Origin of the sequence: Agrobacterium tumefaciens, from assembly GCF_005221325.1 — a bacterium.
In the GTDB taxonomy this organism is placed as follows: Bacteria; Pseudomonadota; Alphaproteobacteria; order Rhizobiales; family Rhizobiaceae; genus Agrobacterium.
On the sequence record NZ_CP039889.1, the window covers coordinates 1,155,712 to 1,182,000 of the forward strand.

General features: G+C 59.8%; 22 protein-coding genes. 2 read left to right on the forward strand and 20 right to left on the reverse strand.

The genetic code is table 11. The annotated features are described in order from the left end of the window. Nucleotides 1-3 precede the first annotated feature (3 nt). A complete protein-coding gene (gene hspL, locus CFBP5499_RS20170) occupies nt 4-486 on the forward strand; it encodes a heat shock protein HspL (protein WP_080828974.1) in 483 nt (160 codons plus the stop codon). Nucleotides 487-549: 63 nt separating this feature from the next. Here hspL and CFBP5499_RS20175 read toward each other — a convergent pair whose 3' ends face one another. Then, nucleotides 550-1,569, reverse strand: coding sequence for a bile acid:sodium symporter family protein (locus tag CFBP5499_RS20175; protein ID WP_080828972.1), 1,020 nt, complete (start codon nt 1,567-1,569; stop codon nt 550-552). A 98-nt stretch (nt 1,570-1,667) separates the two neighbouring features. Between CFBP5499_RS20175 and CFBP5499_RS20180 the strand changes: the two genes are divergently transcribed. Beyond that, on the forward strand, nt 1,668-2,528 hold the full coding sequence (locus CFBP5499_RS20180) for a LysR substrate-binding domain-containing protein (protein ID WP_080828970.1): 861 nt from the start codon (nt 1,668-1,670) through the stop codon (nt 2,526-2,528). 55 nt (nt 2,529-2,583) lie between these two features. On the opposite strand, the gene glpK is transcribed toward CFBP5499_RS20180, so the two are convergent. The 19 genes from glpK to CFBP5499_RS20275 form a co-directional block, all read right to left on the reverse strand. Next, the gene (glpK, locus tag CFBP5499_RS20185; protein WP_080828968.1) at nt 2,584-4,083 is read right to left on the reverse strand and encodes a glycerol kinase GlpK; all 1,500 of its coding nucleotides are present in this window, start codon (nt 4,081-4,083) and stop codon (nt 2,584-2,586) included. A gap of 72 nt (nt 4,084-4,155) precedes the next feature. Next, nucleotides 4,156-5,877 carry an extracellular solute-binding protein gene (locus tag CFBP5499_RS20190; RefSeq protein WP_080828966.1) on the reverse strand — a complete coding sequence of 574 codons (1,722 nt, stop codon included), beginning with the start codon at nt 5,875-5,877 and terminating at the stop codon, nt 4,156-4,158. Between the two features lie 74 nt (nt 5,878-5,951). Then, a complete protein-coding gene (locus CFBP5499_RS20195) occupies nt 5,952-6,245 on the reverse strand; it encodes a DUF2160 domain-containing protein (protein WP_080828964.1) in 294 nt (97 codons plus the stop codon). 2 nt (nt 6,246-6,247) lie between these two features. Continuing rightward, a complete protein-coding gene (locus CFBP5499_RS20200) occupies nt 6,248-7,159 on the reverse strand; it encodes a carbohydrate ABC transporter permease (RefSeq protein ID WP_080828962.1) in 912 nt (303 codons plus the stop codon). 3 nt (nt 7,160-7,162) lie between these two features. Continuing rightward, complete coding sequence (locus CFBP5499_RS20205) at nt 7,163-8,029, reverse strand: carbohydrate ABC transporter permease (RefSeq protein WP_080828960.1); 867 nt, start codon at nt 8,027-8,029, stop codon at nt 7,163-7,165. Between the two features lie 2 nt (nt 8,030-8,031). Continuing rightward, nucleotides 8,032-9,102 carry an ABC transporter ATP-binding protein gene (locus CFBP5499_RS20210; protein WP_080828956.1) on the reverse strand — a complete coding sequence of 357 codons (1,071 nt, stop codon included), beginning with the start codon at nt 9,100-9,102 and terminating at the stop codon, nt 8,032-8,034. Nucleotides 9,103-9,115: 13 nt separating this feature from the next. Next, the gene (locus CFBP5499_RS20215) at nt 9,116-10,186 is read right to left on the reverse strand and encodes an ABC transporter ATP-binding protein (RefSeq protein WP_080828952.1); all 1,071 of its coding nucleotides are present in this window, start codon (nt 10,184-10,186) and stop codon (nt 9,116-9,118) included. A gap of 37 nt (nt 10,187-10,223) precedes the next feature. Next, nucleotides 10,224-11,747: a glycerol-3-phosphate dehydrogenase gene (locus tag CFBP5499_RS20220; protein ID WP_080828951.1), complete on the reverse strand. Its 1,524-nt coding sequence runs from the start codon at nt 11,745-11,747 to the stop codon at nt 10,224-10,226. A 108-nt stretch (nt 11,748-11,855) separates the two neighbouring features. Further along, nucleotides 11,856-12,629 (reverse strand): DeoR/GlpR family DNA-binding transcription regulator, encoded by a 774-nt coding sequence (locus CFBP5499_RS20225; RefSeq protein ID WP_080828949.1) that lies wholly within the window; start codon nt 12,627-12,629, stop codon nt 11,856-11,858. A 140-nt stretch (nt 12,630-12,769) separates the two neighbouring features. Continuing rightward, nucleotides 12,770-14,248, reverse strand: coding sequence for a siroheme synthase CysG (cysG, locus tag CFBP5499_RS20230; RefSeq protein WP_175416835.1), 1,479 nt, complete (start codon nt 14,246-14,248; stop codon nt 12,770-12,772). Then, on the reverse strand, nt 14,220-16,868 hold the full coding sequence (locus CFBP5499_RS20235; RefSeq protein ID WP_080828947.1) for a nitrate reductase: 2,649 nt from the start codon (nt 16,866-16,868) through the stop codon (nt 14,220-14,222). Before CFBP5499_RS20235 ends, cysG begins: the two co-directional genes overlap by 29 nt. A 238-nt stretch (nt 16,869-17,106) precedes the next feature. Further along, the gene (gene nirD / locus CFBP5499_RS20240; protein ID WP_003519747.1) at nt 17,107-17,442 is read right to left on the reverse strand and encodes a nitrite reductase small subunit NirD; all 336 of its coding nucleotides are present in this window, start codon (nt 17,440-17,442) and stop codon (nt 17,107-17,109) included. Between the two features lie 5 nt (nt 17,443-17,447). After that, a complete protein-coding gene (gene nirB, locus CFBP5499_RS20245) occupies nt 17,448-19,895 on the reverse strand; it encodes a nitrite reductase large subunit NirB (RefSeq protein ID WP_080828943.1) in 2,448 nt (815 codons plus the stop codon). A gap of 5 nt (nt 19,896-19,900) precedes the next feature. Next, nucleotides 19,901-20,698, reverse strand: a complete 798-nt coding sequence (locus tag CFBP5499_RS20250; protein ID WP_080828941.1) for an ABC transporter ATP-binding protein — start codon at nt 20,696-20,698, stop codon at nt 19,901-19,903. A gap of 13 nt (nt 20,699-20,711) precedes the next feature. Then, the gene (ntrB, locus tag CFBP5499_RS20255) at nt 20,712-21,605 is read right to left on the reverse strand and encodes a nitrate ABC transporter permease (protein WP_080828939.1); all 894 of its coding nucleotides are present in this window, start codon (nt 21,603-21,605) and stop codon (nt 20,712-20,714) included. A gap of 113 nt (nt 21,606-21,718) precedes the next feature. Continuing rightward, on the reverse strand, nt 21,719-23,011 hold the full coding sequence (locus CFBP5499_RS20260; protein WP_080828937.1) for a CmpA/NrtA family ABC transporter substrate-binding protein: 1,293 nt from the start codon (nt 23,009-23,011) through the stop codon (nt 21,719-21,721). Nucleotides 23,012-23,390: 379 nt separating this feature from the next. Next, the gene (locus CFBP5499_RS20265; RefSeq protein ID WP_080828935.1) at nt 23,391-24,686 is read right to left on the reverse strand and encodes a CmpA/NrtA family ABC transporter substrate-binding protein; all 1,296 of its coding nucleotides are present in this window, start codon (nt 24,684-24,686) and stop codon (nt 23,391-23,393) included. Between the two features lie 35 nt (nt 24,687-24,721). Beyond that, a complete protein-coding gene (locus CFBP5499_RS20270; RefSeq protein WP_080830169.1) occupies nt 24,722-25,309 on the reverse strand; it encodes an ANTAR domain-containing response regulator in 588 nt (195 codons plus the stop codon). Nucleotides 25,310-25,410: 101 nt separating this feature from the next. Next, nucleotides 25,411-26,076: a GntR family transcriptional regulator gene (locus CFBP5499_RS20275; protein WP_080830168.1), complete on the reverse strand. Its 666-nt coding sequence runs from the start codon at nt 26,074-26,076 to the stop codon at nt 25,411-25,413. Nucleotides 26,077-26,289: the final 213 nt, after the last annotated feature.

Here is a 26,289-nt window from a genome sequence, read left to right on the forward strand (position 1 = left end):
ACCATGCGCCACGTTGATTTTTCCCCCCTCTATCGTTCCACCGTCGGCTTCGACCGTCTTTTTTCGATGCTCGATGGCCTCGGCCAGCCGGAACAGGCCCAGTCCTATCCGCCCTATAATATCGAACGAACAGGTGAAAACACCTATCGCATCACCATGGCCGTTGCCGGTTTTGATGAAACCGAACTCAGCATCGAATCCCGCGCCAACGCACTGACGGTGAAGGCCGAGAAGGCCACGGACGAGAAAACGACCGAAGGCGAATTCCTGTATCGCGGCATCGCCACACGCGCTTTCGAACGCCGCTTCCAGCTTGCCGACCACGTCGAAGTCCAGACCGCTTCCCTGAAGAACGGCCTGCTTCACATCGACCTCGTCCGCAATATTCCGGAAGCGATGAAGCCGCGCCGCATCGCGATCTCGTCCGACAGCGCCGATGCGCCGAAGACGATCGAAGCCCAGATTTCCCCGGCTCAGGTCAACTAAGCTTTTCTGACATGCAAAACGAACGGCCCCTCCACGGGGCCGTTTTTGTTTTCGGAGATCCCGTCAGCGGGCGGATGCCGCCGCACCTTCAGCAGCCGCCGTTTCCGCGATCGCCGCTTTTTCGTGCGCCTTGCGGGCATAACGCTGGGCCAGCACCGCGCAGACCATCAGCTGAATCTGGTGGAAGAGCATGATCGGCAGGACGATCGCGCCAATGCTCTGGCCGGCAAAGATCGCGCCCGCCATGGGCACACCGCTGGCAAGGCTCTTCTTCGAACCGCAGAAAGTGATGGTGATTTCATCCGCCTTTTCGAAACCAAGCAGACGGCTGCCAAACATCGTCACGCACAGAACCAGCGCCAGAAGCACGATGTTGATGAGGATGACCACGCCGATATCGCGGAGAGAAAACGTGTGCCAGATACCCTCGATAACCGCATCGGAGAACGCCAAATAGACAACCATCAGGATCGAACCACGATCGACTGGGGACAGCAGCTTCTTGCGCGCCCGAATCCACTCACCGATCCACGGCTGCAGCAACTGGCCAACGATGAAGGGCAAAAGCAGCTGCAGGAAAATCTGCAGGAACGCGTCCATCGAAAATCCGCCGCCATGGCCGCCCACAGTAAACAGCAGGCCAACCAGCAATGGGGTCAGGAACATGCCGAAAATATTGGAAGCCGAGGCCGAACAGATAGCCGCCGGCACATTCCCGCCCGCCATGGACGTAAAAGCGATGGAGGATTGCACGGTGGATGGCAGCACGCAGAGAAACAGCACGCCCATATAAAGCGGGGCCGGCAGGATGCTTTCGGGAATGAAGCCCAACGCCACGCCGAGAAGCGGGAAAAGGCCGAAGGTGACCAGAAGGATCGCCAGATGCAGCCGCCAGTGCAGGATGCCTGCAATCACCACATCCCGCGAAAGCCGCGCGCCGTGCAGGAAGAACAGCAAAGCGATCGCGAGTTTTGTCGCAAGTCCGAAATACACCGCCGGCTCGCCGCTGATCGGCAGGATGGAAGCCAAAATCACGGTGGCCACCAGCATCATGGTGAAACGGTCGGGCAAAAAGCGGGTCATGGGATGTCTTTCCGGCATCGGTTTTGCTTGAAACGCGCGTTACTATCGCTCATCATGATTTCCGATGCAAAGATTAACAGTTATCATGATTTGAGATAATGCTGAACCTTCAACATCTCGCCAGCTTCGTCATGCTTCAGCAAACCGGCAGTTTCACATTTGCTGCCGAGCGGCTCGGCATCGGCCAATCCACCGTCAGCCAGCATATTCAACGGCTTGAGGCCGCGCTCGGCCGCCGGCTGATCGCGCGCAGCACGCATCAGGTGAAACTGACCGGCGAGGGTGAGGCGCTCCTCGGTTACGCCCGCAACATGCTTGATATTGACAGCAAGGTTTCATCGCTGTTCAGCGAAAACCGCCTGCGCGGACGGCTGCGGCTCGGCGTGTCGGAAGATTTCGTCGCCAGCCGGCTGACGGCCATTCTGGAGGAGTTCATCCGCCTTTATCCGCTGGTGGATCTGGAGCTGACGGTTTCGCTGAGCGGTGTGCTTTACCAGATGCAGGATAATGGCGAGCTGGATGTGGTGCTGGCCAAACGCCGTCTCGGCGACAAGCTCGGCCATTTCCTCTACCGCGAACCGCTCGTCTGGCTGGCGCGCGACCCGGAACGCATGCTGAACCAGCCGGATGCCCTGCCGCTGATCGCCTTTCCGCCGCCGAGCATTACCAGAAAGGCGGCGCAGGAAGCATTGGACCGGGCCGGCCTCTCCTGGCGGATCGTCTGCACCTGCGGCAGCCTGAGTGGATTAACCGCTGCGGCAAGAGCGGGCATGGGCATTCTGGTGCAGCCCCGCAGCATGGCGCCGGCCGGCCTGAAGGAAATTACCGCCGACGTGCTGCCGGCACTCGAGGATGTGGAATTCGTGCTTCAGCCGAGCAAAGGTACGGATACGAAGCTGGTGCGTGCGCTTTCCGATCTCGTATCGAGCAAGAGCATTGCACCCGGCAGCTTCGTATAGATTCCCTGGCGCATTTCCGAACGCAAAACCGCTTCACACTCTAGCTGGAAATGCCCTAGTTTTCCCGTTGCGAAAGGCAGCGGCCGACGCTGTCGTGCCAGCCGGCGATGGCGTTCTTCCGCTCGCTCTCTTCCATTTCCGGACTGAAGCGGCGGTCACGCCGCCAATGGTCGGCAAAGGCCTTGCGATCCGGCCAGATGCCGGCGCGGGAGGCCGCAAGCCAGGCCGCACCCAGAATGGTCGTTTCCAGAAAGACCGGGCGATCGACCGGTGCCGCGAGAATATCCGCAAGCCGCTGCATGGTCCAGTCGGAAGCGACCATGCCGCCATCGACCCGCAGCACCGTCTTGCCATTGTCACCCGCCCAGTCCTTGCGCATGGCATCCAGAAGATCGAAGGTTTGGTAAGCAACACTTTCGAGCGCCGCGCGAGCAAATTCCGCAGGTCCCGTACCACGCGTCAGGCCGAAAATCGCCCCGCGCGCCTCGGCATCCCAATAGGGCGCGCCAAGACCGGTAAAGGCTGGCACCAGATAAACGCGCTGCTTTGGATCAGCCTTTTCGGCAAGCGCGCTGACTTCTGACGCAACCGAGATGAAACCAAGCTCGTCACGCAGCCATTGCACGGCGGCACCGGCAATAAAGATCGAGCCTTCAAGCGCGTAGGTGGTCACGCCATCGAGGCGGTAAGCAATCGTCGTCAGCAACCGGTTGGTGGATGCCACCCGGTCGGTGCCGGTATTGAGAAGCGCAAAGCAGCCGGTTCCATAGGTGGATTTCATCATGCCAGGCTCGAAGCAGGCATTGCCGATCACGGCCGCCTGCTGATCGCCGGCCACACCGAGGATCGGGATTTCCGCGCCCAGAAGCGATTTGTCCGTCACACCGAAATCGGCGGCGCAGTCCAGCACCTCCGGCAGCATGGCGCGGGGAATGTCGAGGATAGACAGCAATTCGTCATCCCAGGCGTTGTCCTCGATATTGTAGATCAGCGTGCGCGAGGCATTGGTGGCGTCGGTCACATGGCGGCGGCCGCCGGTGAGGCGATAGATCAGAAAACTGTCGATGGTGCCGAAGCAGATTTCTCCCTTCACGGCTTTTTCGCGAAGGCCGCTGACGCTATCAAGAAGCCATTTCAGCTTGGTGCCGGAAAAATAGGGGTCGAGCAGCAGCCCGGTCTTTTTCGAAAAAAGCGGCTCCAGTCCGCGGCGTTTCAGATCTTCGCAGATGGGTGCGGCACGCCGATCCTGCCAGACCACGGCGCGATGCACAGTCTCGCCGGTGTTCCGGTCCCAGAGCACGGTCGTTTCGCGCTGGTTGGTGATGCCGATGGCCGCAATATCGAATGCGGCGATACCGGCATCGGCAAGCGCCAGCCGGATCGTTTCAAGCACGCTTTTCCAGATATCCTCGGCATCGTGTTCGACCCAGCCAGAGGCCGGGAAATGCTGCGGAAATTCTCGCTGTCCGACACCGATGACCCGCATGTCGCGATCAAAGACCATCGACCGTGTCGATGTCGTTCCCTGATCGATCGCCAGAATATACCCGCCCATTATGCTACTCCCTTTCAAACGCAATGACGGGGCGGCAGAGCCGCCCCGGTTTGTTCAGATTTGATGCAGAAATTACTTCTGCCAGCTTTTGACCAGTTCGTCGTAATTGACGGTGACCGGCTTTTCCTTTTCGTTGGCGATCTTCAGCTGCGGTGCCAGATTGCCCTTCGAAACGGCGTCCTTGTTCCAGTAGTCGATATCGTGCTCTTCCGCCAGTTTCGGGCCGATATCGCCCTGCACACCGGCGCGCTCGATACGGGCCATGACCTTTTCCTGCTCGGCGCAGAGCGAGTCCATGGCCGCCTGAGCGGTTTTGGCACCCGACGACGCATCGCCGATTGCCTGCCACCAGAGCTGCGCCAGCTTCGGATAGTCAGGGACGTTGGTGCCGGTGGGCGACCACTGCACCCGGGCCGGCGAACGGTAGAACTCGATCAGACCACCGAGCTTGGAAGCACGGTCCGTAAAGCTCTTGTGATGGATGGTGGTGTCACGAATGAAGGTGAGACCCACATGGCTCTTCTTCACATCCACGGTCTTCGAAGTCACGAACTGCGCGTAGAGCCATGCGGCCTTGGCGCGGTCATCGGGGGTGGATTTCATCAGTGTCCACGAACCCACATCCTGATAACCAAGCTTCATGCCGTCCTTCCAGTAGACGCCATGCGGCGAAGGTGCGACACGCCATTTCGGCGAACCGTCCTCGTTCACGACGGGTAAGCCGGGCTTGGCCATATCGGCGGTAAAGGCCGTATACCAGAAGATCTGCTGCGCGATATTGCCCTGCGCCGGCACCGGACCTGACTCGGAGAAGGTCATGCCCTGTGCTTCCGGCGGCGCATATTTCTTCAGCCATTCAAGATATTTCTCGATGGAATAGACCGAAGCCGGACCATTGGTATCGCCGCCGCGGGCCACGCAGGAACCGACCGGCTGCGACTTGTCATTGACCTTGATACCCCATTCGTCGACCGGCAGGCCGTTTGGCAGGCCTTTGTCACCATTACCGGCCATGGAAAGCCAGGCATCGGTGAAGCGCCAGCCGAGCGACGGGTCCTTCTTGCCGTAGTCCATATGGCCGAAGACCTTCTTGCCGCCGACATCGCGGCCGGTGAAAAATTCGGCAATATCCTCATAGGCCGACCAGTTGACGGGAACACCGAGGTCGTAGCCATATTTGGCCTTGAAATCAGCCTTGTTCTTGTCGTCGTTGAACCAGTCGTAGCGGAACCAATAGAGGTTCGCGAATTGCTGATCGGGAAGCTGGTAGAGCTTCTTGTCCGGCGCCGTTGTAAACGCGCTGCCAATGAAGTCCTTGAGGTCGAGACCGGGATTGGTGACGTCCTTGCCTTCATTGGCCATGAAGTCCGTCAGGTTGCGCACCTGCTGGTAGCGCCAATGTGTGCCGATGAGATCGCTGTCGTTGACCCAGCCGTCATATAGGTTCTGGCCGGTCTGCATCTGGGTCTGGATCTTTTCGACGACGTCACCTTCCTGGATGATGTCGTGCGTGACCTTGATGCCGGTAATGGCGGTAAAGGCCGGGGCCAGAACCTTGGATTCATATTCATGCGTGGTCAGGGATTCGGAAACCACCTTGATTTCCATGCCCGAAAAGGGTTTTGCCGCATCGACAAACCATTGCAGTTCCTTTTCCTGCTCCGCACGGGAAAGGGACGACATGTCGCCGATTTCCTTGTCCAGAAACTGCTTTGCTTCCTCCATTCCGGCGAAAGCGGAACCCGTCATTGCCAGCAGCATGGCTGCCGTCGTCGTCATCAGATGCCGTCGCATATCAGTCCTCCCAGGGGTTGCGATTGCATGAAGTCTGCGGGTGCGGTTTTCCTCCGCCGCACCTTTTTCCTGCTCTAGACAAAACGGAAAACGCCGATGGCGTAGACCAAGGATAGAGCGAGAGCCCACCACAGGTTCGGGCCGACCAGCCCGAGCCATGCGAGATGAATGAAGGCGCTGCCGAGCAGCGAGATGAACAGCCTGTCGCCGCGCGTTGTCTCGAAGCGCAACAGGCCGAAGCGGGGATTGCCGCCGGGCGAGAGACGTTCCCAGAACCACATGCCGACCAGCAGCACGGCAATAGTGCCGAAAAAGGCTGCCGTCTGCCAAGTCCACGCCATCCAGGTAAAATCGGGCATCTTCGTCATGGTCAAACCCTCCCCAGCGCAAAGCCCTTGGCGATGTAATTTCGCACGAACCAGATCACCAGCGCCCCCGGTATCAGCGTCAGCACACCGGCAGCGGCAAGCAGGCCCCAGTCCATGCCGGCAGCGGAGACGGTGCGTGTCATCGTTGCGGCAATCGGCTTTGCGTCCGTCGTCGTCAGCGTGCGGGCGATCAGAAGTTCGACCCACGAGAACATGAAGCTGAAGAAGCAGGCGACACCGATGCCGGAAGCAATGAGCGGCATGAAAATCTTCACGAAGAATTTCGGGAAGGAATAGCCGTCAATATAGGCGGTTTCGTCGATTTCCTTCGGCACGCCCGACATGAATCCTTCGAGGATCCACACCGCCAGCGGCACGTTGAACAGGCAATGCGCCAGCGCCACGGCGATATGCGTGTCGATCAGCCCGAAGGCCGAATAAAGCTGGAAGAAGGGCAGCGCAAAGACGGCGGGTGGCGCCATGCGGTTGGTCAGCAGCCAGAAGAACAGATGTTTGTCGCCGAGAAAACGGTAACGCGAGAAGGCATAGGCCGCCGGAAGGGCTGCCGCGACAGAAATCACCATGTTCATGACGACGTAGATGATCGAGTTGATGTAACCCGAATACCAGGAGGAATCGGTGAAGATCGTCCTGTAGTTCTGCAGCGTCGGCTGGTGCGGATAAAGCGTCATGGACGAGACGATTTCCGCGTTCGTCTTGAAGCTCATATTGACCAGCCAATAGATCGGCACGAGCAGAAGGATGATGTAGATCGTCGGCACCAGCCAGGAAAAACGTGATGGTCCGTGGCGGCGGCGCGAGCGTGCGGCAATGCCTGATACGCCCGCCGAGGCGGCTTTCACAGGCGAACTTCCTATCCGTTCCACGCTTGCCGTGACATTCGAAGCACTCATGTCTCAGGTCTCCGCGTCGTGGCTGGTCATCACGGTGTAGAACACCCATGACAGCAGCAGGATGATGAGGAAGTAGATCAGCGACATGGCCGCCGCCGGACCGAGGTCGAACTGGCCGAGCGCCATCTTCACGAGGTCGATGGACAGGAAAGTGGTGGAGTTACCCGGGCCGCCGCCGGTGACGACGAAGGGCTCGGTGTAGATCATGAAACTGTCCATGAAGCGCAGCAGGAAGGCGATGAGCAACACCCGCTTCATCTTCGGCAGCTGAATGAACCGGAACACTGCAAAACGCGACGCGCCGTCGATCCGTGCCGCCTGATAATAGGCATCCGGAATGGAAACGAGGCTGGCGTAGCACAGGAGCACCACAAGGCTCGTCCAGTGCCACACATCCATGATGACGACCGTAATCCACGCATCGACGGGATCATTGACATAGTTATAGTCAAGCCCGAGCTGATTGGCATAATAACCGAGCAGCCCGATATCGCTGCGGCCGAAGACCTGCCAGATCGTGCCGACCACATTCCACGGCACCAGGAGCGGCAACGCCATCGTGACGAGGCAGACCGGCACACCGATGCCGGATTTCGGCATCTTCAACGCGATGAATATGCCGAGCGGAATTTCAATCGCCAATATGATGCCGGAAAACACCAGGTTGCGTCCGAGCGCGTTCCAGAAACGGTCGGAGCTGAGGATTTCCTGAAACCATTGGGTTCCCGCCCAGAAGAACTGATTGTTGCCGAAGGTGTCCTGCACCGAATAATTCACGACGGTCATCAGCGGAATGACGGCGGAAAAGGCGACCAGCACCAACACCGGCAGCACCATGAACCACGCCTTATTGTTCCAGCTCTTTTCCATGGTCAGGCTCCCATCTTCACACGCCAGGAATCAGCGAAAACGCCGATCGCGGCCGGGTCGAAACGCACACCCGCTTCCGCCGGAATTTCCTCGTCTTCGGCGACAACGATTGCCAGCTTCTGGCCGGCAAACCGGGCCCGGACGATCTTCTGCCGGCCGATATCCTCGACCTTGTCGATGCTGATCGGCATGCCGCCGCGCTCCAGCCGGACGAATTCCGGGCGGATGCCGATCTCGACGCGCTGCGCCGCGTCAACTTTGGGCGCGCCTGCCAGCGGTACACCAAGACCGCCGACCACAGCCGTCGCCCCTTCGATGCTGGCGGGCAGCACATTCATGCCCGGCGAGCCGATGAAATAACCGACGAATGTATGTCCCGGCCGCTCGAAAAGCTCGGCGGGCGTGCCGATCTGGACGATCTGCCCGTCATACATGACCACCACCTTGTCGGCGAAGGTCAACGCTTCGGTCTGGTCATGGGTGACATAGACCATGGTGAAACCGGACTGGCGATGCAGGCGCTTCAGCTGCGAGCGCAGTACCCATTTCATATGCGGATCGATGACCGTCAGCGGCTCATCGAAAAGAATGGCGTTGACGTCGGAGCGCACAAGGCCACGCGCCAGCGAAATCTTCTGCTTCTGATCCGCCGTCAGACCGCGGGCATGGCGTTTGGCCATGCCGGACAGATCGGTCATTTCGAGGATGTCCCGCACGCGGCGGTCAACCTCGGCTTCCGGCACATGCCGGTTGCGCAGCGGAAAGGCCAGATTGTCATAGACCGTCATCGTGTCATAGACGACCGGGAACTGGAACACCTGAGCGATGTTGCGATCTTCAGTCGCAAAATCGGTGACGTCAGTTCCATCAAAGGCGATGCGGCCTTCGGAGGGGCGCAGCAGGCCGGAAATGATGTTGAGCAGCGTGGTCTTGCCGCAGCCGGAGGGTCCGAGAAGCGCATAGGCCCCGCCATCCTCCCATTCGTGATGCACTTCTTTCAGCGCATAATCGCCGGCAGCCTGCGCCTTGGCATTATAGGCGTGGCGGATGTGATCGAGCGTGATGCGTGCCATGACCGATCTCCCCTCAGGCCGCTTCGCCGATGGCGCGACCATTCGCGTCAAAGGCCATCAGGTGTTTTGTATCGAGAAACAGCTCGATATCCCTGTCCGGTTCGATGTCGTGGATACCATGCGCCAGCATCACCCAGCGCCGGCCGAAAAATTCCACATGCACGAAACTTTCCGATCCCGCGATTTCCGAAATCAGCGTCCGCGCCCGGATGGATTGCCGCGCCTCACCCTTCGCATACGGGAAAAGATGATGCGGCTGGAAAGCAATGGTCAAAGGTCCATCCGGCACGGCGGCAAGATGCGCCGGCACCGAAACTACCGCCTGGTCGGCGCGCGTGAAGGCATTGCCCGCTTTGATGACCTCGATGGTGTTGAGCGGCGGATCGGCAAAGATTTCCGCGGTCACGATATCCACCGGCTGCCGGTAGACCTCGATCGTACGGTTGAACTGCGTCACCCTTCCTTCGTTGAGCGTCGCAGTGTTCCCGCCCAGAAGCAGCGCCTCTGAAGGCTCCGTCGTGGCATAAACGAAGATCGCGCCTGACTCGGCGAAGATACGCGGCAGTTCTTCGCGCAATTCCTCGCGCAGCTTATAATCGAGATTGGCGAGCGGCTCATCGAGCAGCACCAGATTGGCGTTCTTGACGATGGCGCGGGCAAGTGCCGTGCGCTGCTGCTGGCCGCCGGAAAGATTGAGCGGCGTGCGGTCGAGATAGGGCGTCAGCCTCAGAAGCTCGGCCGCCTTCCTCACCTCCCGGTCGATGGTCGACTGGTCCTTGCCGGCAACCCGCATCGGCGAAGCGATGTTCTCGTAAACGGAGAGCGCCGGATAATTGATAAATTGCTGGTAGACCATGGCGACGTTGCGCTTCTGCACCGGCCAGCCCGTCACATCCTCGCCGTTAAAGAGGATCGAGCCGCCGCTCGGCTTGTCCAGCCCGGCCATCAGCCGCATCAGCGTCGTCTTGCCCGAAAGCGTCGGTCCAAGCAGGACGTTCAGGCTTCCGCGCTGCAACGTCAGATCGGTCGGGTGAATATGATATTCACCACCCACCATCTTCGAGACGTTTCGCAATTCAAGCATGGTGATCCAAAGCCTCCTCCGCTTTTCGATCGGATCGTCAGATTGCCCTCAAGCGTCCACCTGCAATGCCTTCGATATAATCCGCCAGCCCACGCGCCTCTTCAGGGGTCAGAAAAAGCCCCTGCTTGGTGCGGCGCCACAGAATGTCCTCCGCCGTCAGCGCCCATTCCCGCGCCATCAGCCAGCGAACCTCAGCCTCGTAAAGCGTGCCGCCGAAATGCCGGCCCAACGCAGCCGTATCCGTGGCGGAACCGATTATGGCCATCGCATCCGTCCCATAACAACGGACGAGCCGCTCGGCATGACGCTTATCGAGGAAGGGATACCGCGACCGCAGGGTCCTGACCTCTTCCGCATAGGCCTCGGCACCGAAATTTCCGCCCGGCAAATGCGAACCCGCCGTCCATGGCGCACCCTTTTCACCCAGCGCATCGCCGATTTTTTCAAGAGCATGTTCGGCAAGCCGCCGATAGGTGGTGAGCTTGCCGCCGAAGATATTGAGGAGCGGCGCTTCGCCTTCTGCTCCTTCGGTTTTCAGCACATAATCGCGGGTCGCTTCCTGTGCTTTCGATGCGCCGTCATCGAAAAGCGGACGCACGCCGGAATAGGTCCAGACGATATCGGCGGGCTTCACCGGTTCAGCGAAATATTCACTCGCGGCATTGCAGAGATAGCTGATTTCCTCATCGCTGATCTTAACAGCCCGGGGATCGGCGGTATAGTCGCGATCCGTCGTGCCGATCAGGGTAAAATCCTGTTCATAGGGGATGGCGAAGATGATGCGGCCATCCGGATTCTGGAAAAAATAGGCGCGCGGATCGGCAAACTTCTTGCGCACGATGATGTGGCTGCCCTGCACAAGGCGGACATTATGGACATTGTTCTTGCCGAATGTGGAAGACAGCACCTTGTCCACCCAGGGGCCTGCGGCATTCACCAGCATGCGCGCCCGGTAGGTCTTGCTTTCACCGGCGGCATTTTTCGTTTCGACCCGCCAGAAGGCGCCTTCGCGCCGGGCGGAAACCACCTGCGTGCGGTTAAGGATCAGGGCGCCACGATCGGCCGCATCGCGTGCGTTCAACACCACCAGACGGGCATCATCCACCCAGCCATCCGAATATTCGAAGGCACGGGCAAAAATCGGCTTCAACGGTTTTCCCGCGGGGTCACGGCGCAGGTCGAGCGAGCGGGTGGCCGGCAGAAGCTTGCGGCCGCCGAGATGATCGTAAAGGAAAAGCCCGAGGCGGACGAGCCAGGCCGGGCGCACCCCACCCTTCTGAAACGGCAGGACGAAGCGCATCGGCCAGATGATGTGCGGTGCCATGGCCCACAGAACCTCGCGTTCCATCAGGGCTTCGCGCACGAGGCGGAATTCATAATGTTCGAGATAACGCAAACCGCCATGGATGAGCTTGGTGGCGGCGGATGACGTGCCGGAGGCGAAATCGTTCATTTCCGCAAGCGCAACGGAATAGCCTCTGCCGATGGCGTCGCGCGCAATGCCGCAGCCATTGATACCGCCGCCGATCACGAAAATATCGTGAATTGCCTCGTCAGACATGCACCCTCCCGCACTTTCATCGACGCTCTCCTCATCGATATACTGAAAGCACGGCCATCTAATTCGAAGACAAAACGAATGTCAAACGAAATTCCAACGCCCCCTGAATCAGGCGTCGCTGGCCTCGGTTTCGATTAGCCGGACATCGTGATCGGCACAGATGCTGCGGATGGAATCAACCGGACAATGATCGGTAATGAAGGTGTGAACCTGCGAAAGATGGCCGATGCGGACCGGAGCCGTGCGTTCGAATTTCAGCGAATCCGACACCAGAATGACATGGCGGGCATTGGAGATGATCGCCTGCGCCACCTTGACCTCCCGGAAGTCGAAGTCCAGCAGCGCCCCATCCTCATCGATCGCCGAAACGCCGATCACGGCGAAATCGACCTTGAACTGGCGGATGAAATCCACCGCAGCCTCCCCGACGATACCGCCATCGGAACCGCGCACGACGCCGCCGGCAATCACCACCTCGATGCCCGGGAACACCCGTAACCTGTTGGCGACGTTTATATTATTGGTGATCACCATCAGTTCGTGATGGTCCGCCAGGGCTTCGCCCACCGCTTCGGTCGTCGTGCCGATATTGATGAAAAGCGAGGAATTATTGGGGATGAGAGCGGCGGCAGCGGCCCCGATCGCCTGTTTTTCGACAGAAGCAATCGCCCGCCGCGCCTCGTATTTGACGTTTTCATTGCCGCTCGGGAAAAGCGCGCCACCGTGAATGCGGGTCAGCACCCGCGTATCGCAGAGATCATTGAGGTCTTTGCGGATCGTCTGGGGGGTCACCGAAAACCGCGCCGCCAGTTCATCGACCAGCACCCGGCCGTTCGTTTTCGCCAGCGCAACGATTTCATCCTGACGCGGTGTTAGCAGCATTTCAGCCTCCCTCCTCTTCCAATTTTTTCGTTTCATTGAAGAGCGAACGAAAAACCAATGTCAAGGGAGGGTTTATGGCGGCGATGGCCACCCCTTTGCAGATTCGCTTGAAGAATGCATGGGCCTGAGCAAAAAGCTTATTAGCCGGCTTTCTGGAAAGGCGCAGCGGCGACTTGCTCTCCACCGGTGCCGGAAAATGCCACGGAGGCGGAAAGGAACGCATCACCGACACCAATCAGCACGGGTTCGTTCACGCCCAGCCTTTCGACTGCCGCAGCCAGTTGCGCGAGCGAACCGCACCAGCGTTGCTCATTTGCCCGGCTGACGGAAATCATCACCACAACGGGTGTCGAGGTGGGCATGCCATGGGCGAGCAGGGAAGACTGGATGTCGGAAGCGGTTCGCCCGCCCATGTAAAACACGGTGGTCACGGAAGGGTTCGACAGGGACTGCCAGTCGATATTTTCCGGCAGCCTTCCCTGCCGGGAATGCCCGGTGACGAACCGAACGGACTGGGCATGGTCGCGATGGGTCAGGGAAACGCCGAGGCGCGAGGCCATGGCGCTTGCGGCGGTGATGCCGGGCACGACCTCGACCGGGATCTTTTCCGCTTCCAGCGCCGCGATCTCCTCGCCGGCGCGTCCGAAAATCATCGGATCTCCGGATTTCAGCCGCACCACCCGTTTACCAGCCTTGGCGAAGCGGATCATCATGTCGTTGATGTCTTCCTGTTTGCAGCTTTCCCGTCCCCCGCGCTTGCCGACCAGCATTCGCTTCGCTTCGCGGCGCGCCAGTTCCAGTACCTCCGCCGAGACGAGATCATCGAACAGGATGACATCGGCCGCCTGCAGGGCGCGCACCGCTTTCAGCGTCAAAAGCTCGGCATCACCGGGTCCCGCGCCCACGAGCGTCACAAGGCCCCGCGCCGATCCTGCCCGCCCCGCCTGCATCCCTATGTCTGTCAGCAGCCGTTCTTCACTGCCCTCATCCAGCCTTTCGGTAAACGCTCGATCGACGAATTTTTCCCAGAAAGACCGTCGCGCCGCGCCGGGGGCAAGCCGCAGATTAACGCGCTCGCGGAGCGTCTGGGCAAGTGCTGCCCAATCCTTCAACGAAAGCGGCAGCAATGTCTCGATGCGCCGGCGGATGGCCTGCGCCAGAATGGGCGCGGCACCATCGGTGGAGATCGATACCACCACCGGCGAGCGATTGACGATGGAGCCGAACTGGAACTGGCAGAATTCCGGCTTGTCGATGACATTGACGGGAACTCCAGCCGCCCGTGCGGCATGATAAAATCTTTCGGCTTCCTCGTTGGTCTCGCAATCTGCCAGCGCCAGTTCCGCCCCTTTGAAAATATCTGGATTCCAGCAACGGTCATGCCATGTCAGCATCGGGCTTTTGGCGACGAGCGCCACCAAGCTTTCCGAAAGCGCGCTTTCCTCACAATAGAGATCAAGTTCCGCCCCGCAGGCCAACAGCAGTTCCGCCTTCCAGGCGGCCCCATCCGATCCGCCCGCCAGCACCACGCGCTTGCCCTCGAGACCCCAGAAGACCGGCAACTTGGCGAGCTTCTCCATGCGGGCCGGTTCATTCCGCTGCGGTTTTAAGGCATCCATCGATGATCCCCCTGATTTCGGCGCGGCAGGAGCCGCAATTGGTTCCGGCATTCAGCACCTTGCCGATGGCTTCAACACTGTGGCAACCGTCACGAATGGCGGCCGTGATCTGATTCACCCCGACATTGAAACAGGAGCAGACAGTTGCGCCCGGATCGGCTCGTCCCGCCCCCGGACGCCCGGCGACCAGCGCAAAACGCATGCGCAAATCCTCATGACGTTCGGTCAGTTGCGATATGGCCCAGTTGCGGGCAACGGCCACCGGCTCCTTGGCGATAAAAAGCGCCGTGATCAGGGTATCGCGATCGAAGAAGGCGAGGCGCAGATCGCCGGTCTGCCGGTCGCTATATCCCAGTGGCTCGACCCGCGCGTCGATGCCGAAAACCTGACGCGCCCAGAGCGTCCAGTCCTGCGGATCTTCCGCAAAAGCCAGCTCCATGCGATAGCCCCCATCCGCCTTGGCAATCGCCCAATAGGCACAATCCGGTGCGTCGGGCCGGGTGCGGGAAATGGCGAAACCATAAGCTTTCGCTTCGAAACGCGTCGCCCTCACGCCCGTGTTTTTCGAGGCGGGCTGACCGGAATGCGGGTCCGTGACCGGCGCCACAACCATGTCGATCCGCGCCCGCGCGGCGAACTGGTCGTTCCAGTGCATCGGCGCGAAGACCGATCCGCGCGCCTGCCTTTCGCTGATCAGCGCCCGCAGCAGAACCTTGCCATAAGGGCTTTCCAATTCCACCAGATCCGCGCTTTCGATTCCCAGCGCCTGCGCATCGCGCGGGTGAAGCTCGGCGAAGGGTTCGGCGATATGGGCGGTGAGGCGTGCGCTTTTGCCGGTACGGGTCATGGTGTGCCATTGGTCGCGAATGCGGCCGGTATTCAGCGTCAGCGGATAGTCCGCCGATGTTCTGTCCGCCTCCGGCAAGGCGGTGGCGATGAACCGTGCCTTGCCATCGGCGTGATAAAACCCACCATTCGCGAAAAAGCGGGTAACAGCGGCCTCGCCGGCCCCGGCTTTCGGCCATTGGAAGGGTGCCATCTCATCGTAGGAATCCCGGTCGATCCCGCCGATATCGAAATCACGGCTGCCAGCATTCTCAAAACCGGAAAGAGCGGCATGTTCGGCAAAAATCTCCGATGGCTGACGATGAGCGAAAGCGGCGCTGAAGCCCATACGCCGGGCCACTTCCGCCATCTGCCACCAGTCGGCCCTAGCTTCACCGGGCGCAGGCAGAAAGCCGCGCTGGCGGGAAATGCGCCGTTCGGAATTGGTGACCGTGCCGTTCTTTTCTCCCCAGCCGAGCGACGGCAGGAGAACATGGGCGTGGCGGGCCGTGTCGGTATCGGCCATCACATCGGAGACGACGACGAAAGGACAGTCCTTGATTGCCGCCTCGACGGCACCGGCATCCGGCATGGAAACGACAGGGTTTGTGGCCATGATCCACAGCGCCTTGATGCGGCCGTCAGCCACCGCCCGGAACATATCCACCGCCTTGAGGCCAGGTTTTTGCGCAATCGCAGGCGAGGCCCAGAAACGCTGAACGCGATCGCGATCCTCGGCACTTTCGATGGCCATATGGGCGGCCAACATGTTGGCGAGACCGCCGACTTCGCGTCCGCCCATGGCGTTCGGCTGACCTGTCAGCGAAAACGGCCCCATGCCCGGCCGGCCGATGCGGCCGGTGGCAAGGTGGCAATTGATGATGGCGTTGACCTTGTCGGTGCCGCTTTCAGACTGGTTGACGCCCTGGCTGTAACAGGTGACGGTTTTTTCCTCGCGCTCGAACAATTCGTAAAAGGAAATCAGTTCGGCGGTCGTCAGGCCCGTGGCCTCGGCAATTTCCGGCAGGCTATGCTCACTTGCAGCCTGCAGGGCGGCCTCGAAACCGGCCGTGTGGCTTTCAACGTAACCGCGATCTATTGCGCTACCGCCGGAAAGATGCGCCAGCAGGCCGGTAAACAGCGCCACATCTCCATCCGGGCGGATGGCAAGGTGCATATCGGCAATATCAGCGCTCATCGTCCGACGCGGATCGATGACGACGACTTTCATCTCTGGCCGCGCCGCTTTCGCGGCGGCGAGGCGTTGATAAAGAACGGGATGGCACCAGGCGAGGTTGGAACCGGTGAGTATCACCAGATCGGCAAGTTCCAGATCCTCGTAGGTGCCCGGCACCGTATCCGCTCCGAAGGCGCGGCGGTGGCCGGCGACGGAGGATGACATGCAGAGCCTTGAATTGGTATCGATATTGGCTGATCCGATGAAACCCTTCATCAGCTTGTTGGCCAGGTAATAATCTTCCGTCAGCAATTGGCCGGAGACGTACAAGGCAACCGAGTCCGGGCCGTGCTCGGCAATGGTCTGGGAGAAACGGGAAGCGACGAGATCGAGCGCCTCGTCCCATGCCACTCGCCGGCCGGCGATTTCGGGGTAAAGCAGGCGGCCGCCGAGGTCGATGGTTTCCGCGAGAGCCGAGCCCTTGGAACACAGCCGTCCAAAATTGGCGGGGTGGTCCGGATCGCCTTTGACGGAAACGGCACCGTCATCAGCAACGGCTGCGAGGACGCCGCAGCCGACGCCGCAATAGGGGCAGGTGGTTTTTGTTTCAACGGGCATGGGTTTGCCCTTTCAGTGCGTGGTGTTTACCCCGCCTCGGTATGTGGCGCTTACCCCCCTCTGTCCTGCCGGACATCTCCCCCTCAAGGGGGGAGATCAATTGTGGCGCGAATGCCGATTCACAGCTTGCGATGCGGCCTGCGGCTATGAAGCGGGGAGCCATCCGCTTGTCGATCTCCCTCCTTGAGGGGGAGATGTCCGGCAGGACAGAGGGGGGTATCGTCGCCGCCATCGCCATTCACTCCGCCGCAATCATCAGAGTTTCAAGCGCAATGGACAGCCGTCCATCCAGATTACGCACCGGGATCGTCCGCACCTCGCCCTCATCCGCCCCCAGCGCCTTGCCGGTCTCCAGCGAAATCACCCAATTATGCAAGGGACACGTCACCGAAGCGCCATGCACGATGCCCTGGCTCAGCGGGCCACCCTTATGCGGGCAGTGATCTTCGATGGCAAAGACCTGATTTTCCGCCGTACGGAACACCGCGATCTTGCCCATCGGCGTTTTCACGCAACGCGCACCGCGCAGCGGAATGTCGGAGATATCGCCAATATCGATCCAGTTGCTATCCATCGTTCTCACTCCGCCGCCTGATTGAAACCGATTGCCGCCATGGGTTTGAATTCGTGCTTGTCGTGGCCGGACACGCGCTCGGACCAGGGATCGACCTGTGCGAATTTCTGGCTGAAGACGAAGCGGTCGAAATAGGCCCTGCGCTTGTCAGTATCGTCCATGATCTGGCGGCGAACCTCGTCGTAACCGATGCGTTTCGCCCATTTGTAGATGCGCTCGAGATACCGCGCCTGTTCGCGATACATCTGGGTCAGCGCCACGATATGCTCCAGCGCCTCGTCTTCGGTATGGACAAGTCCCAGAACTTCCGTGCCCTTGATGTCGAGACCGGCGGCACCGGCGAAATGGATTTCGAAACCGGAATCGACGCAGATGACACCGATATCCTTGCAGGTGGCCTCGGCGCAGTTGCGCGGACAGCCGGAAACGGCGAGCTTCAGTTTGGCGGGCGTCCACGAGCCCCACATGAATTTTTCGATGCGGATACCAAGCCCGGTGGAATCCTGCGTGCCGAAGCGGCACCATTGTTCACCCACACAGGTTTTCACGGTGCGCAGCCCCTTGGCGTAGGCCTGACCGGAGATGAAGCCCGCCTTGCCGAGATCAGCCCAGACGGCGGGCAAATCCTCCTTCTCGATGCCGAGAAGGTCGATGCGCTGGCCGCCGGTCACCTTCACCATCGGGATTTCGAACTTGTCGACCACATCGGCAATCGCCCTCAGTTCGGAGGAGGAGGTGACGCCGCCCCACATGCGCGGCACGACGGAGTAGGTGCCGTCCTTCTGGATATTGGCGTGGACGCGCTCGTTGATGTAACGCGACTGGTAGTCATCGGCATATTCGTCCGGAAAATCGCAGACGAGATAATAATTGAGCGCCGGCCGGCACTTGGCACAGCCGCAGGAGGTTTTCCACTCCAGTTCCTGCATCACGGCGGGAATGGTCTTCAAGCCCTTGGCCTTGATAAGACGGCGCACATCGTCATGACCGAGATCGGTGCATTTGCACATGGGCTGCACGGCGGCGGGGTTGTAGCTATCGCCCAGCGTCAACGTCATCAGCTGTTCGACAAGGCCGGTACAGTTGCCGCAGGAGGCGGAGGCCTTGGTGTGGGCGCGCACATCATCCAGCGAGGCCAGCCCCTTTGAGGTGATGGCCGTTGTGATCTTTCCCTTGCAAACGCCGTTGCAGCCACAGATTTCCGCATCATCCGGCAAGGCTGCAACGGCCGCCATAGGGTCCAGCGGCGACCCTCCCTGATAGGCCTGACCGAAGATCAGGGTTTCACGCATGGCGGAAATATCGGTTGATTTCTTCATCAGGTCGAAGAACCACGATCCGTCAGCCGTCTCGCCGTAGAGAACCGCGCCGATGATGCGGTTTTCCTTGAGAATCAGGCGCTTGTAGACGCCAGCGGTGGCGTCGCGCAGCACGATTTCCTCGCGGTCGTCGCCCTCTGCAAAATCGCCGGCGGAAAACAGGTTGATGCCGGTAACTTTCAGTTTCGTGTTGGTGACGGAGCCATGATATTCGGCCGAACCGCCGCACAGCCGATCGGCCAGCACCCGCGCCGATTCATAAAGCGGTGCGACCAGCCCGTAGCACATGCCGCGATGCTCGGCGCATTCGCCGAGCGCGTAGATTGAGGCGTCCGACGTCATCATGCCGTCATCCACGACGATGCCACGATTGACGGCGATGCCGGCTTCCTTGGCAAGACCGGAGGCTGGACGGATGCCGACCGCCATCACCACCATATCGCCCTTGATGACACGGCCGTCTTCAAGCTCGATGCCCTCGACCTTGTCCTCACCCAGAATGCATTTGGTGTTGGCCTTGGTGATGATGTCGATGCCGCGCTCGTTCAGCGCCTTTTCCAAGAGATAAGCCGCTGCCGGATCGAGCTGCCGCTCCATGATCGTTGGCATCAGGTGGATGACGGTGACATCCATGCCCTGACGCTTCAGGCCATAGGCGGCCTCCAAACCGAGCAAACCCGCACCGATGACGATGGCGCGGCCCTTGCCCTTCGCAATTTCCAGCATCTTCGTCACATCGTCGAGATCGCGATAGGCGAGCACGCCGGGCAACTGGTGGCCGGGAACGGGGATGATGAACGGCAGGGAGCCGGTGGCGATGACCAGCCTGTCATAGGAAACCGTGATGCCGTTTTCGCTGGTCACGGTCTTGTTGTCGCGATCGATGCCGGTGACCTTGGCGCCCTTGTGCAGGGTAACATTGTTGGCGGCATACCATTCGTCATTGTGGATGACGATGTCTTCATAGCTTTTTTCGCCTGAGAGTACCGGCGAGAGCATGATGCGGTCGTAATTGACGCGCGGCTCGGCGTTGAAAATGGTGACGTCGTAGAGACCGGGGGCGGTTTCGAACAGGTTTTCCAGCATGCGCCCCGGCGCCATGCCATTGCCGATGATGACGAGTTTTTGCGTCATGGTGATTACTCCGCGGCTTCGACGAAGCGGTGACGTTCGTAGAGGAACTTCAGCACGGCTTCGCGGCATTTGAGGTAGGTCTTGTCGGATGCAAGCTCGATGCGGTTGCGCGGGCGTGCCAGCGGCACATCAAGCTCTTCGCCGATATGAGCAGCGGGACCATTGGTCATCATCACGATGCGGTCGGACAAGAGCACGGCCTCGTCCACATCATGGGTGATCATGACCATGGTGTTGCCAAGCCGGGCGTGGATTTCCATCACCGCGTCCTGAAGGTGGGCGCGGGTCAGCGCGTCCAGCGCGCCGAAAGGCTCGTCGAGCAGCAGGATTTTCGGCTCCATGGCAAGCGCGCGGGCAATGCCGACGCGCTGCTTCATGCCGCCGGAAATTTCCGAGGGTTTCTTGTCCTTCGCATGTCCCATCTGCACGAGATCGAGATTGCGCATAACCCAGTCATGCCGCTCGGCCCGAGTCTTGGTGTTGCGAAACACCTTGTCGACGGCGAGGTTGACGTTTTCATAGACGGAAAGCCAGGGCAGCAGGCTGTGGTTCTGGAACACGACGGCGCGTTCCGGGCCGGGCTCGTTGACCTCCCGGTTTTCGAGGAGCACGGCACCGGCTGAAACCTTCGTCAGTCCGGCGATGAGGTTAAGCATCGTGGATTTGCCACAGCCGGAATGGCCGATGACGGAGACGAATTCGCCTTTTTCGATGGTAAGGTTGATGCCTTTCAGCACCTCGGCGCGGGAGCCGCCCTTGTCGAAATATTTATCGATATGATCGAGCTTCAGATAAGCGTTCATAGTGGTCGCCCTTCTAGTTGGCCGCAGCGCCGCGGGTGATGACCTTGCCGAGCGCCGCCACCAGCTTGTCGAGCATGAAGCCGACGACGCCGATGTAGGCGAGCGCCACGATGATGTCGGGCAGGCGAGAGGAGTTCCACGCATCCCAGATGAAGAAACCGATGCCGACGCCACCGGTCAGCATTTCAGCCGCGACGATCGCGAGCCACGAAAGGCCGACACCGATGCGCAGGCCGGTGAAGATGTAGGGCGCGGCCGAAGGCAACATGATCTTGAAGAAGAATTCGAGCTGGTTGAGCCGCAGTACCTTCGCCACATTGCGGTAATCCTGTGGGATGTTGCGCACGCCCACAGCGGTGTTGATGATGACCGGCCAGATGGAGGTGATGAAGATCACGAAAATGGCCGACGGGTTGCTGTCCTGAAAGGCGGCCAGCGAAAGCGGCAGCCAGGCCAACGGCGGCACGGTGCGCAGCACCTGAAAGATCGGGTCGAGGCCACGCATCGCCCAGACTGACTGGCCGATCACCGCGCCGAGCACGATGCCGGCAATGGCGGCGAGGCCGAAACCGTAAGCCACACGTTCGAGCGAGACCAGCACACGCAGGCCAAGACCGATATCCTGCGAACCATTATGGAAGAACGGCGATACGATGAGATCGTAACTCTCCTCGAAAACCTGACTCGGAGGCGGCAGCGATGAGCCGGGGGCGGAACAGAGCAGCTGCCAGACGCCGAGCAGGACGGCGAGGACGACAAGCGGCGGTATGGTGTTACGGGCCGCCGCGGCACCCCATTTGCGAAGATCGATCCGCGGTGGATGTTTGGGCGAAAGTGCCACGACGTTTGCCTTCTGCACTGCCGGCTGCTGCGGCTCTTCCTTGAATTTTCGGGCCAATGCGGACATGGGCATTTCCTCTTGATTTTGGTTGCGGTCTGGGCTCGCCCCTCATCCGGTCTTCAGTCTCGGCCGCCGAAAGGCGGGCGCTGGCGGATGAAGGGCGATACCCGGTCTCCTCCTCAGGAGGCCGCCTTGATGGAAAGGCTTTCGAGATAGGCCGACGGGTTTTCAGGGTCGAAGACCTTGCCGTCGAAGAAGGTTTCCTTGCCGCGCGAAGTGGAGGCAGGAAGATCGGCAACGCCGAGATCCTTGGCCGCTGCACGCCAGATATCCTCACGGTTCACCTTCGCAACGAGCGCCTTCACATCCGTATCGGGCGCAAACTTGCCCCAGCGGATGTTTTCGGTGATGAACCAGCTGTCATGGCTGTGGAAGGGATAAGAAGCGTGGTCCTGCCAGAACTTCATCTGCAGGCCGGTATTTTCCAGCACTCGGCCGTTGCCGTAATTGATATTACCCTTGAGGCGCCCGAGAACATCCTTCGGCGGGACGTTGAACCACTGGCGTTTGCCGAGGATAGTGGACATCTCCTCCTTGTTCGCCATCTCGTCGCACCATTGCTGCGCCTCCATCACGGCCATCAGCAGGGCCTTGGTGGCGTTGGGGTTCTTTTCCACCCAGTCGGCCCGCATGCCGAGTGCCTTTTCCGGATGGCCCTTCCAGAGTTCGCCGGTGGTACAGGCCGTGAAGCCAATGCCCTGATTGACGAGTTGCTCGTTCCACGGCTCGCCCACACAGAAGACGTCCATGTTGCCGACCTTCATGTTGGCGACCATTTGCGGCGGCGGAACGACGATGGTGGAGACGTCCTTGTCCGGGTCGATACCGCCGGCCGCGAGCCAATAGCGGATCCACAGATCATGTGTACCGCCGGGGAAGGTCATGGCAGCCTTGATTTCCTTGCCTTCGGCCTTCTTCTTCTCGAAAGCCGCTTTCAGCTTGGAGGCGTCAAGCTGAACACCTGTTTCGGCATATTCCTTGGCGACTGAAATGCCCTGGCTATCGAGATTGAGGCGCGCGAGGATTGTCATCGGCACCGGCACATTGTTCTGCGTCACCTTGCCGGTATGCATGAGATAGGGCATCGGCGTCAGAATATGCGCGCCGTCGATGCCGTTCGAGGTGCCGCCGAGCACGAGATTGTCGCGCGTCGCACCCCATGAGGCCTGTTTCAGAACCTCGACCTCAGGCATGCCGTGCTTGGCGAAAAGTCCCTTTTCAGCCGCAATGATGAGCGGCGCAGCGTCGGTGAGCGCGATGAAACCGAGTTTCGCACCTTTCACTTCCGGTTCTGCTGTGGCCGCGAAAGCGCCTGACGGAAACGCGGTGCGAACGGCGGTGACGAGGGCTGCGGTGGCTGTCGTCTTCAGTATCGTGCGGCGGCTGACGGTGCCGGAAAATATCGTCTTCATTCGCATGTTCCCCTTATTGAGCCACCGCTTTAGGTGACGTCTTCGCTTGCGAAAAAACCTGAAAATAAAAAAACGCCGCTCGGTGTTTGCGCCTTCGGAACGGGAGGTGTTCCGGGCAGCAAAACCTTGCGACGTCTATGTCTCTGAAAGCGCCTATGCCGCGCCCTGCTTGCTCCGATCGCCGTTGACCGGTGCAAAAGATGGAAAGCAAGAGGCGTGCCAGTTTACAAATTAGAATCTAAATAATTGAAAATGTATGTTAATTTATCGAAATCAAACGCATGATTAAATTTTAATCAGTGACTTTTTTGTCTTTCCTTTGTGCAAATCGGAAGAATGTGCGCTTGAAATTTGCGCAGCCTGCAAGACGGGAGGCCAATCATGCCTCTCCCGACGCGGGGGAAACCGGTGCGGATGTGCGTACGGAAAAGCTGTTCACATAACCGGCGATATCGGCAGGATCGAACACGACACCATCCACGAAGCGGTCCCCCTCTTCCTGCCCCTCGATGCGGACATCGGCATCATCAGGCGCTTTCCCGTCACCCAAAGCCGCCCGATAAATATCCGGCCGATAGGCGGAAAGAGCGGCGTTCACGCCGGTCTGAGACAATTCCGCCTGCCCCCAGCGGATCATCTGGCTGTAAATCCACAACGCCTGGCCCTGACGCGGATAATTGGCGTGGTCGCCATGGAAGGTGAAATATTTGTCGATGACCCGGCGGTTGCCCTGGCTGTCGATGCTGAATTCGCCTGATAGTACGCGGCGGATGATGCTTTGTGGCGCATCGATATAACGCGGATCGGCCAGCGCGCCACTCAGCGCGTCGTGATTATCCGCGAGATCACACCAGCTTGCGGCGGCATCGAGCGCCGTCAGCAGTCGTCCCACCGTTTCCTGCTGGCTTTCCGCCCATTCGGGCCGCATGCCGATGACCTTTTCGGGGGCAGAGGGCCATAAATCCTGCTTGGCGGCGACAATCCTGCCGACACCGCGCTCGGCGGCGACGATGTTCCAAGGCGCACCGACGCAGAAGCCATCAATGGCGCCTGCCGCCAGCGCATCCGAGGTCATGGGCGGCGGCACCACCACCAGCTTGACGTCATGGTCGGGGTGAATGCCGCCGGCGGCGAGCCAATAGCGGAATTCGTAATTATGCGAGGAAAACGGATAGGTCATGCCAAGCGTCGGCGGCGCTTCGCCGCGCGCCCTCATATCGTCAAGCACAAGCTTCAGGGCCGTGGCATTTTCAAGCGCACCAGCCGTCTCCGAAAGCCCCGTCAGCGCCTTCATCCGCGCAAAAAGGCGGGTCGAAAGCGTAATCGCATTGCCGCCGCGCCCGAGCGAAAAGGGTGTGATCGTCGGCGACGGATTGGAACCCAGCCCGAGCATGGAGGCAACCGGCATCGGCGATAGCATATGGGCGATATCGAATTGCCGGAAGGCCAGCCGGTCACGCACATTGGCCCAGGAGACGTCCTTGACGAGATCGAGCACCAGCCCTTCGCGTTCGGCAAAACCGAATTCGGCGGCGGCAATCAGCACGGATGCATCGACAAGCGGAATAAAGCCCGCACGCAGGATTTTCTGCCGGTCGCTACCCACCAGTGCGGGTGCACCGAGCATTTGCGCTGCTCCGCTCCCCGATCCTGCCGTTTTTTCCGGTGCCGCCATATCCTACACTCCACACTATCCGACCGGCGGGTTCATCACATCAACAGACCGGCCGCGGTGACCACGCTTTGCGCGATCTCGGAAATCTTCTTTTTCTCATTCATCGCCGTCTGCCGCAGAAGCGCAAAGGCTTCCTCCTCGGACAGACCGCGCATCTTCATCAGAATGCCCTTGGCCCGCTCGATGACCTTGCGCTCCTCCAGCGCCGATCTGGCATCGGCAAGTTCTCGCTGCAGGCGGCTGAAGGCATTAAAGCGGCTGACCGCCATGTCGAGAATGGGTTTCACCCGCTCCTTCTTCAGCCCGTCCACCACATAGGCCGACACCCCCGCCTCGACGGCCGCCTCAATGGAGGCCGTATCGGAGCGATCGACAAACATGGCGATGGGGCGTCCGACCGTGCGGGTCAGCTGGAACAGATGCTCCATCATGTCGCGGTTAGGGTTTTCAAGGTCGATGAAGATGACGTCGGGTTGCAGCGTCTCGATGGTGCGCGCCACCCCGTTCACTTCATGGATGACGGTAACGCGCTGATAGCCGGCCTCGCGCAGCCCCTCTTCGATGATGGAGGCGCGGATCGCGTTTTCGTCTATGACAAGAATGGTAAGGTCGCGAAGCGTCATGTCAGCATTGATGACGCAGCGCAGCAAACTTGGCAATCGCCTGACCCGGCAAAAGTGGTGCGAAGCGGCAGAGGATGTTTTCCCATTTGCCGCCCGTGATGTCAGGATGCGTGTTCGACGGCGCGTTCGAGCGCCTTGAGGACCGTGCGCTCGGAAAGATTGAGATAGATTTCCATCTCATTGCCCGCCTCTTGCGCCTTGCCTTCCTCCATCAGCGACAGGATTTTGCTGTTCATGTCGACAAAGGGGGAATGAAGCTGTTCGGGATCTTTCAAGAGCCCGAAACAAAGCCTGAGTTCCGCGGCGATACGCTCATAAAAATCGCTGATCCGGGCACTGTCTTGAAGATCGACAACCGCTGCATGAAATTTCATGTTGGCGCTGCCCACGCCCAGCCAGTCGGCCTCTTCACGCCTGATCTTGGCATCCTCTACCGCCAACCGCATCGCCTTGATGGCAGGGTGCTTGTGCCAGGCCTGACGCAGTGCGCCGCATTCCACCATGCGCCGCACCCGGTAGATATCGATGACCGAAGACATGGTGGGAACGGCAACGAACACACCGCGGTTCGCCTCGTGACGCAGCAGCCCGTCCTTCGTCAGAAGCCGAAAGGCTTCGCGCAGCGAATTGCGGGAGACGTCGAAACGTTCGCTGAGGGCTGCCTCGGAAAGGCGCTGCCCCGGCGCCAGCTCACCTGATATCAGCAGGGTGCGGATGCCCTTGGCCAATCGATCCGCAAGCGGCAGACCCTCTATCGTTTCCGTCATGGCGCTCCTTTCTGAAGAGCAATGCAGCATCGGGAATTCCGTGACATGCATGTTCGGACACGGCATGTTCTGCCCATAGCACAAAGCATTAGCAAAGCACGAAAAAAACGTGCTGAATTCGTGCGCATAACGTCCAACAAATGGACAAAATGAGAGAACGATTATTATTTATTGTTGAACAATATTGACAATTTCACGGAACAGGACAAACTC

Bases quoted from the DNA above. Each gene is read 5' to 3' on its own strand.
- hspL (WP_080828974.1), top strand. From the start codon at position 4: ATGCGCCACGTTGATTTTTCCCCCCTCTATCGTTCCACCGTCGGCTTC.
- CFBP5499_RS20175 (WP_080828972.1), bottom strand. From the start codon at position 1,569: ATGACCCGCTTTTTGCCCGACCGTTTCACCATGATGCTGGTGGCCACC.
- CFBP5499_RS20180 (WP_080828970.1), top strand. From the start codon at position 1,668: ATGCTGAACCTTCAACATCTCGCCAGCTTCGTCATGCTTCAGCAAACC.
- glpK (WP_080828968.1), bottom strand. From the start codon at position 4,083: ATGGGCGGGTATATTCTGGCGATCGATCAGGGAACGACATCGACACGG.
- CFBP5499_RS20190 (WP_080828966.1), bottom strand. From the start codon at position 5,877: ATGCGACGGCATCTGATGACGACGACGGCAGCCATGCTGCTGGCAATG.
- CFBP5499_RS20195 (WP_080828964.1), bottom strand. From the start codon at position 6,245: ATGACGAAGATGCCCGATTTTACCTGGATGGCGTGGACTTGGCAGACG.
- CFBP5499_RS20200 (WP_080828962.1), bottom strand. From the start codon at position 7,159: ATGAGTGCTTCGAATGTCACGGCAAGCGTGGAACGGATAGGAAGTTCG.
- CFBP5499_RS20205 (WP_080828960.1), bottom strand. From the start codon at position 8,029: ATGGAAAAGAGCTGGAACAATAAGGCGTGGTTCATGGTGCTGCCGGTG.
- CFBP5499_RS20210 (WP_080828956.1), bottom strand. From the start codon at position 9,102: ATGGCACGCATCACGCTCGATCACATCCGCCACGCCTATAATGCCAAG.
- CFBP5499_RS20215 (WP_080828952.1), bottom strand. From the start codon at position 10,186: ATGCTTGAATTGCGAAACGTCTCGAAGATGGTGGGTGGTGAATATCAT.
- CFBP5499_RS20220 (WP_080828951.1), bottom strand. From the start codon at position 11,747: ATGTCTGACGAGGCAATTCACGATATTTTCGTGATCGGCGGCGGTATC.
- CFBP5499_RS20225 (WP_080828949.1), bottom strand. From the start codon at position 12,629: ATGCTGCTAACACCGCGTCAGGATGAAATCGTTGCGCTGGCGAAAACG.
- cysG (WP_175416835.1), bottom strand. From the start codon at position 14,248: ATGGATGCCTTAAAACCGCAGCGGAATGAACCGGCCCGCATGGAGAAG.
- CFBP5499_RS20235 (WP_080828947.1), bottom strand. From the start codon at position 16,868: ATGCCCGTTGAAACAAAAACCACCTGCCCCTATTGCGGCGTCGGCTGC.
- nirD (WP_003519747.1), bottom strand. From the start codon at position 17,442: ATGGATAGCAACTGGATCGATATTGGCGATATCTCCGACATTCCGCTG.
- nirB (WP_080828943.1), bottom strand. From the start codon at position 19,895: ATGACGCAAAAACTCGTCATCATCGGCAATGGCATGGCGCCGGGGCGC.
- CFBP5499_RS20250 (WP_080828941.1), bottom strand. From the start codon at position 20,698: ATGAACGCTTATCTGAAGCTCGATCATATCGATAAATATTTCGACAAG.
- ntrB (WP_080828939.1), bottom strand. From the start codon at position 21,605: ATGTCCGCATTGGCCCGAAAATTCAAGGAAGAGCCGCAGCAGCCGGCA.
- CFBP5499_RS20260 (WP_080828937.1), bottom strand. From the start codon at position 23,011: ATGAAGACGATATTTTCCGGCACCGTCAGCCGCCGCACGATACTGAAG.
- CFBP5499_RS20265 (WP_080828935.1), bottom strand. From the start codon at position 24,686: ATGGCGGCACCGGAAAAAACGGCAGGATCGGGGAGCGGAGCAGCGCAA.
- CFBP5499_RS20270 (WP_080830169.1), bottom strand. From the start codon at position 25,309: ATGACGCTTCGCGACCTTACCATTCTTGTCATAGACGAAAACGCGATC.
- CFBP5499_RS20275 (WP_080830168.1), bottom strand. From the start codon at position 26,076: ATGACGGAAACGATAGAGGGTCTGCCGCTTGCGGATCGATTGGCCAAG.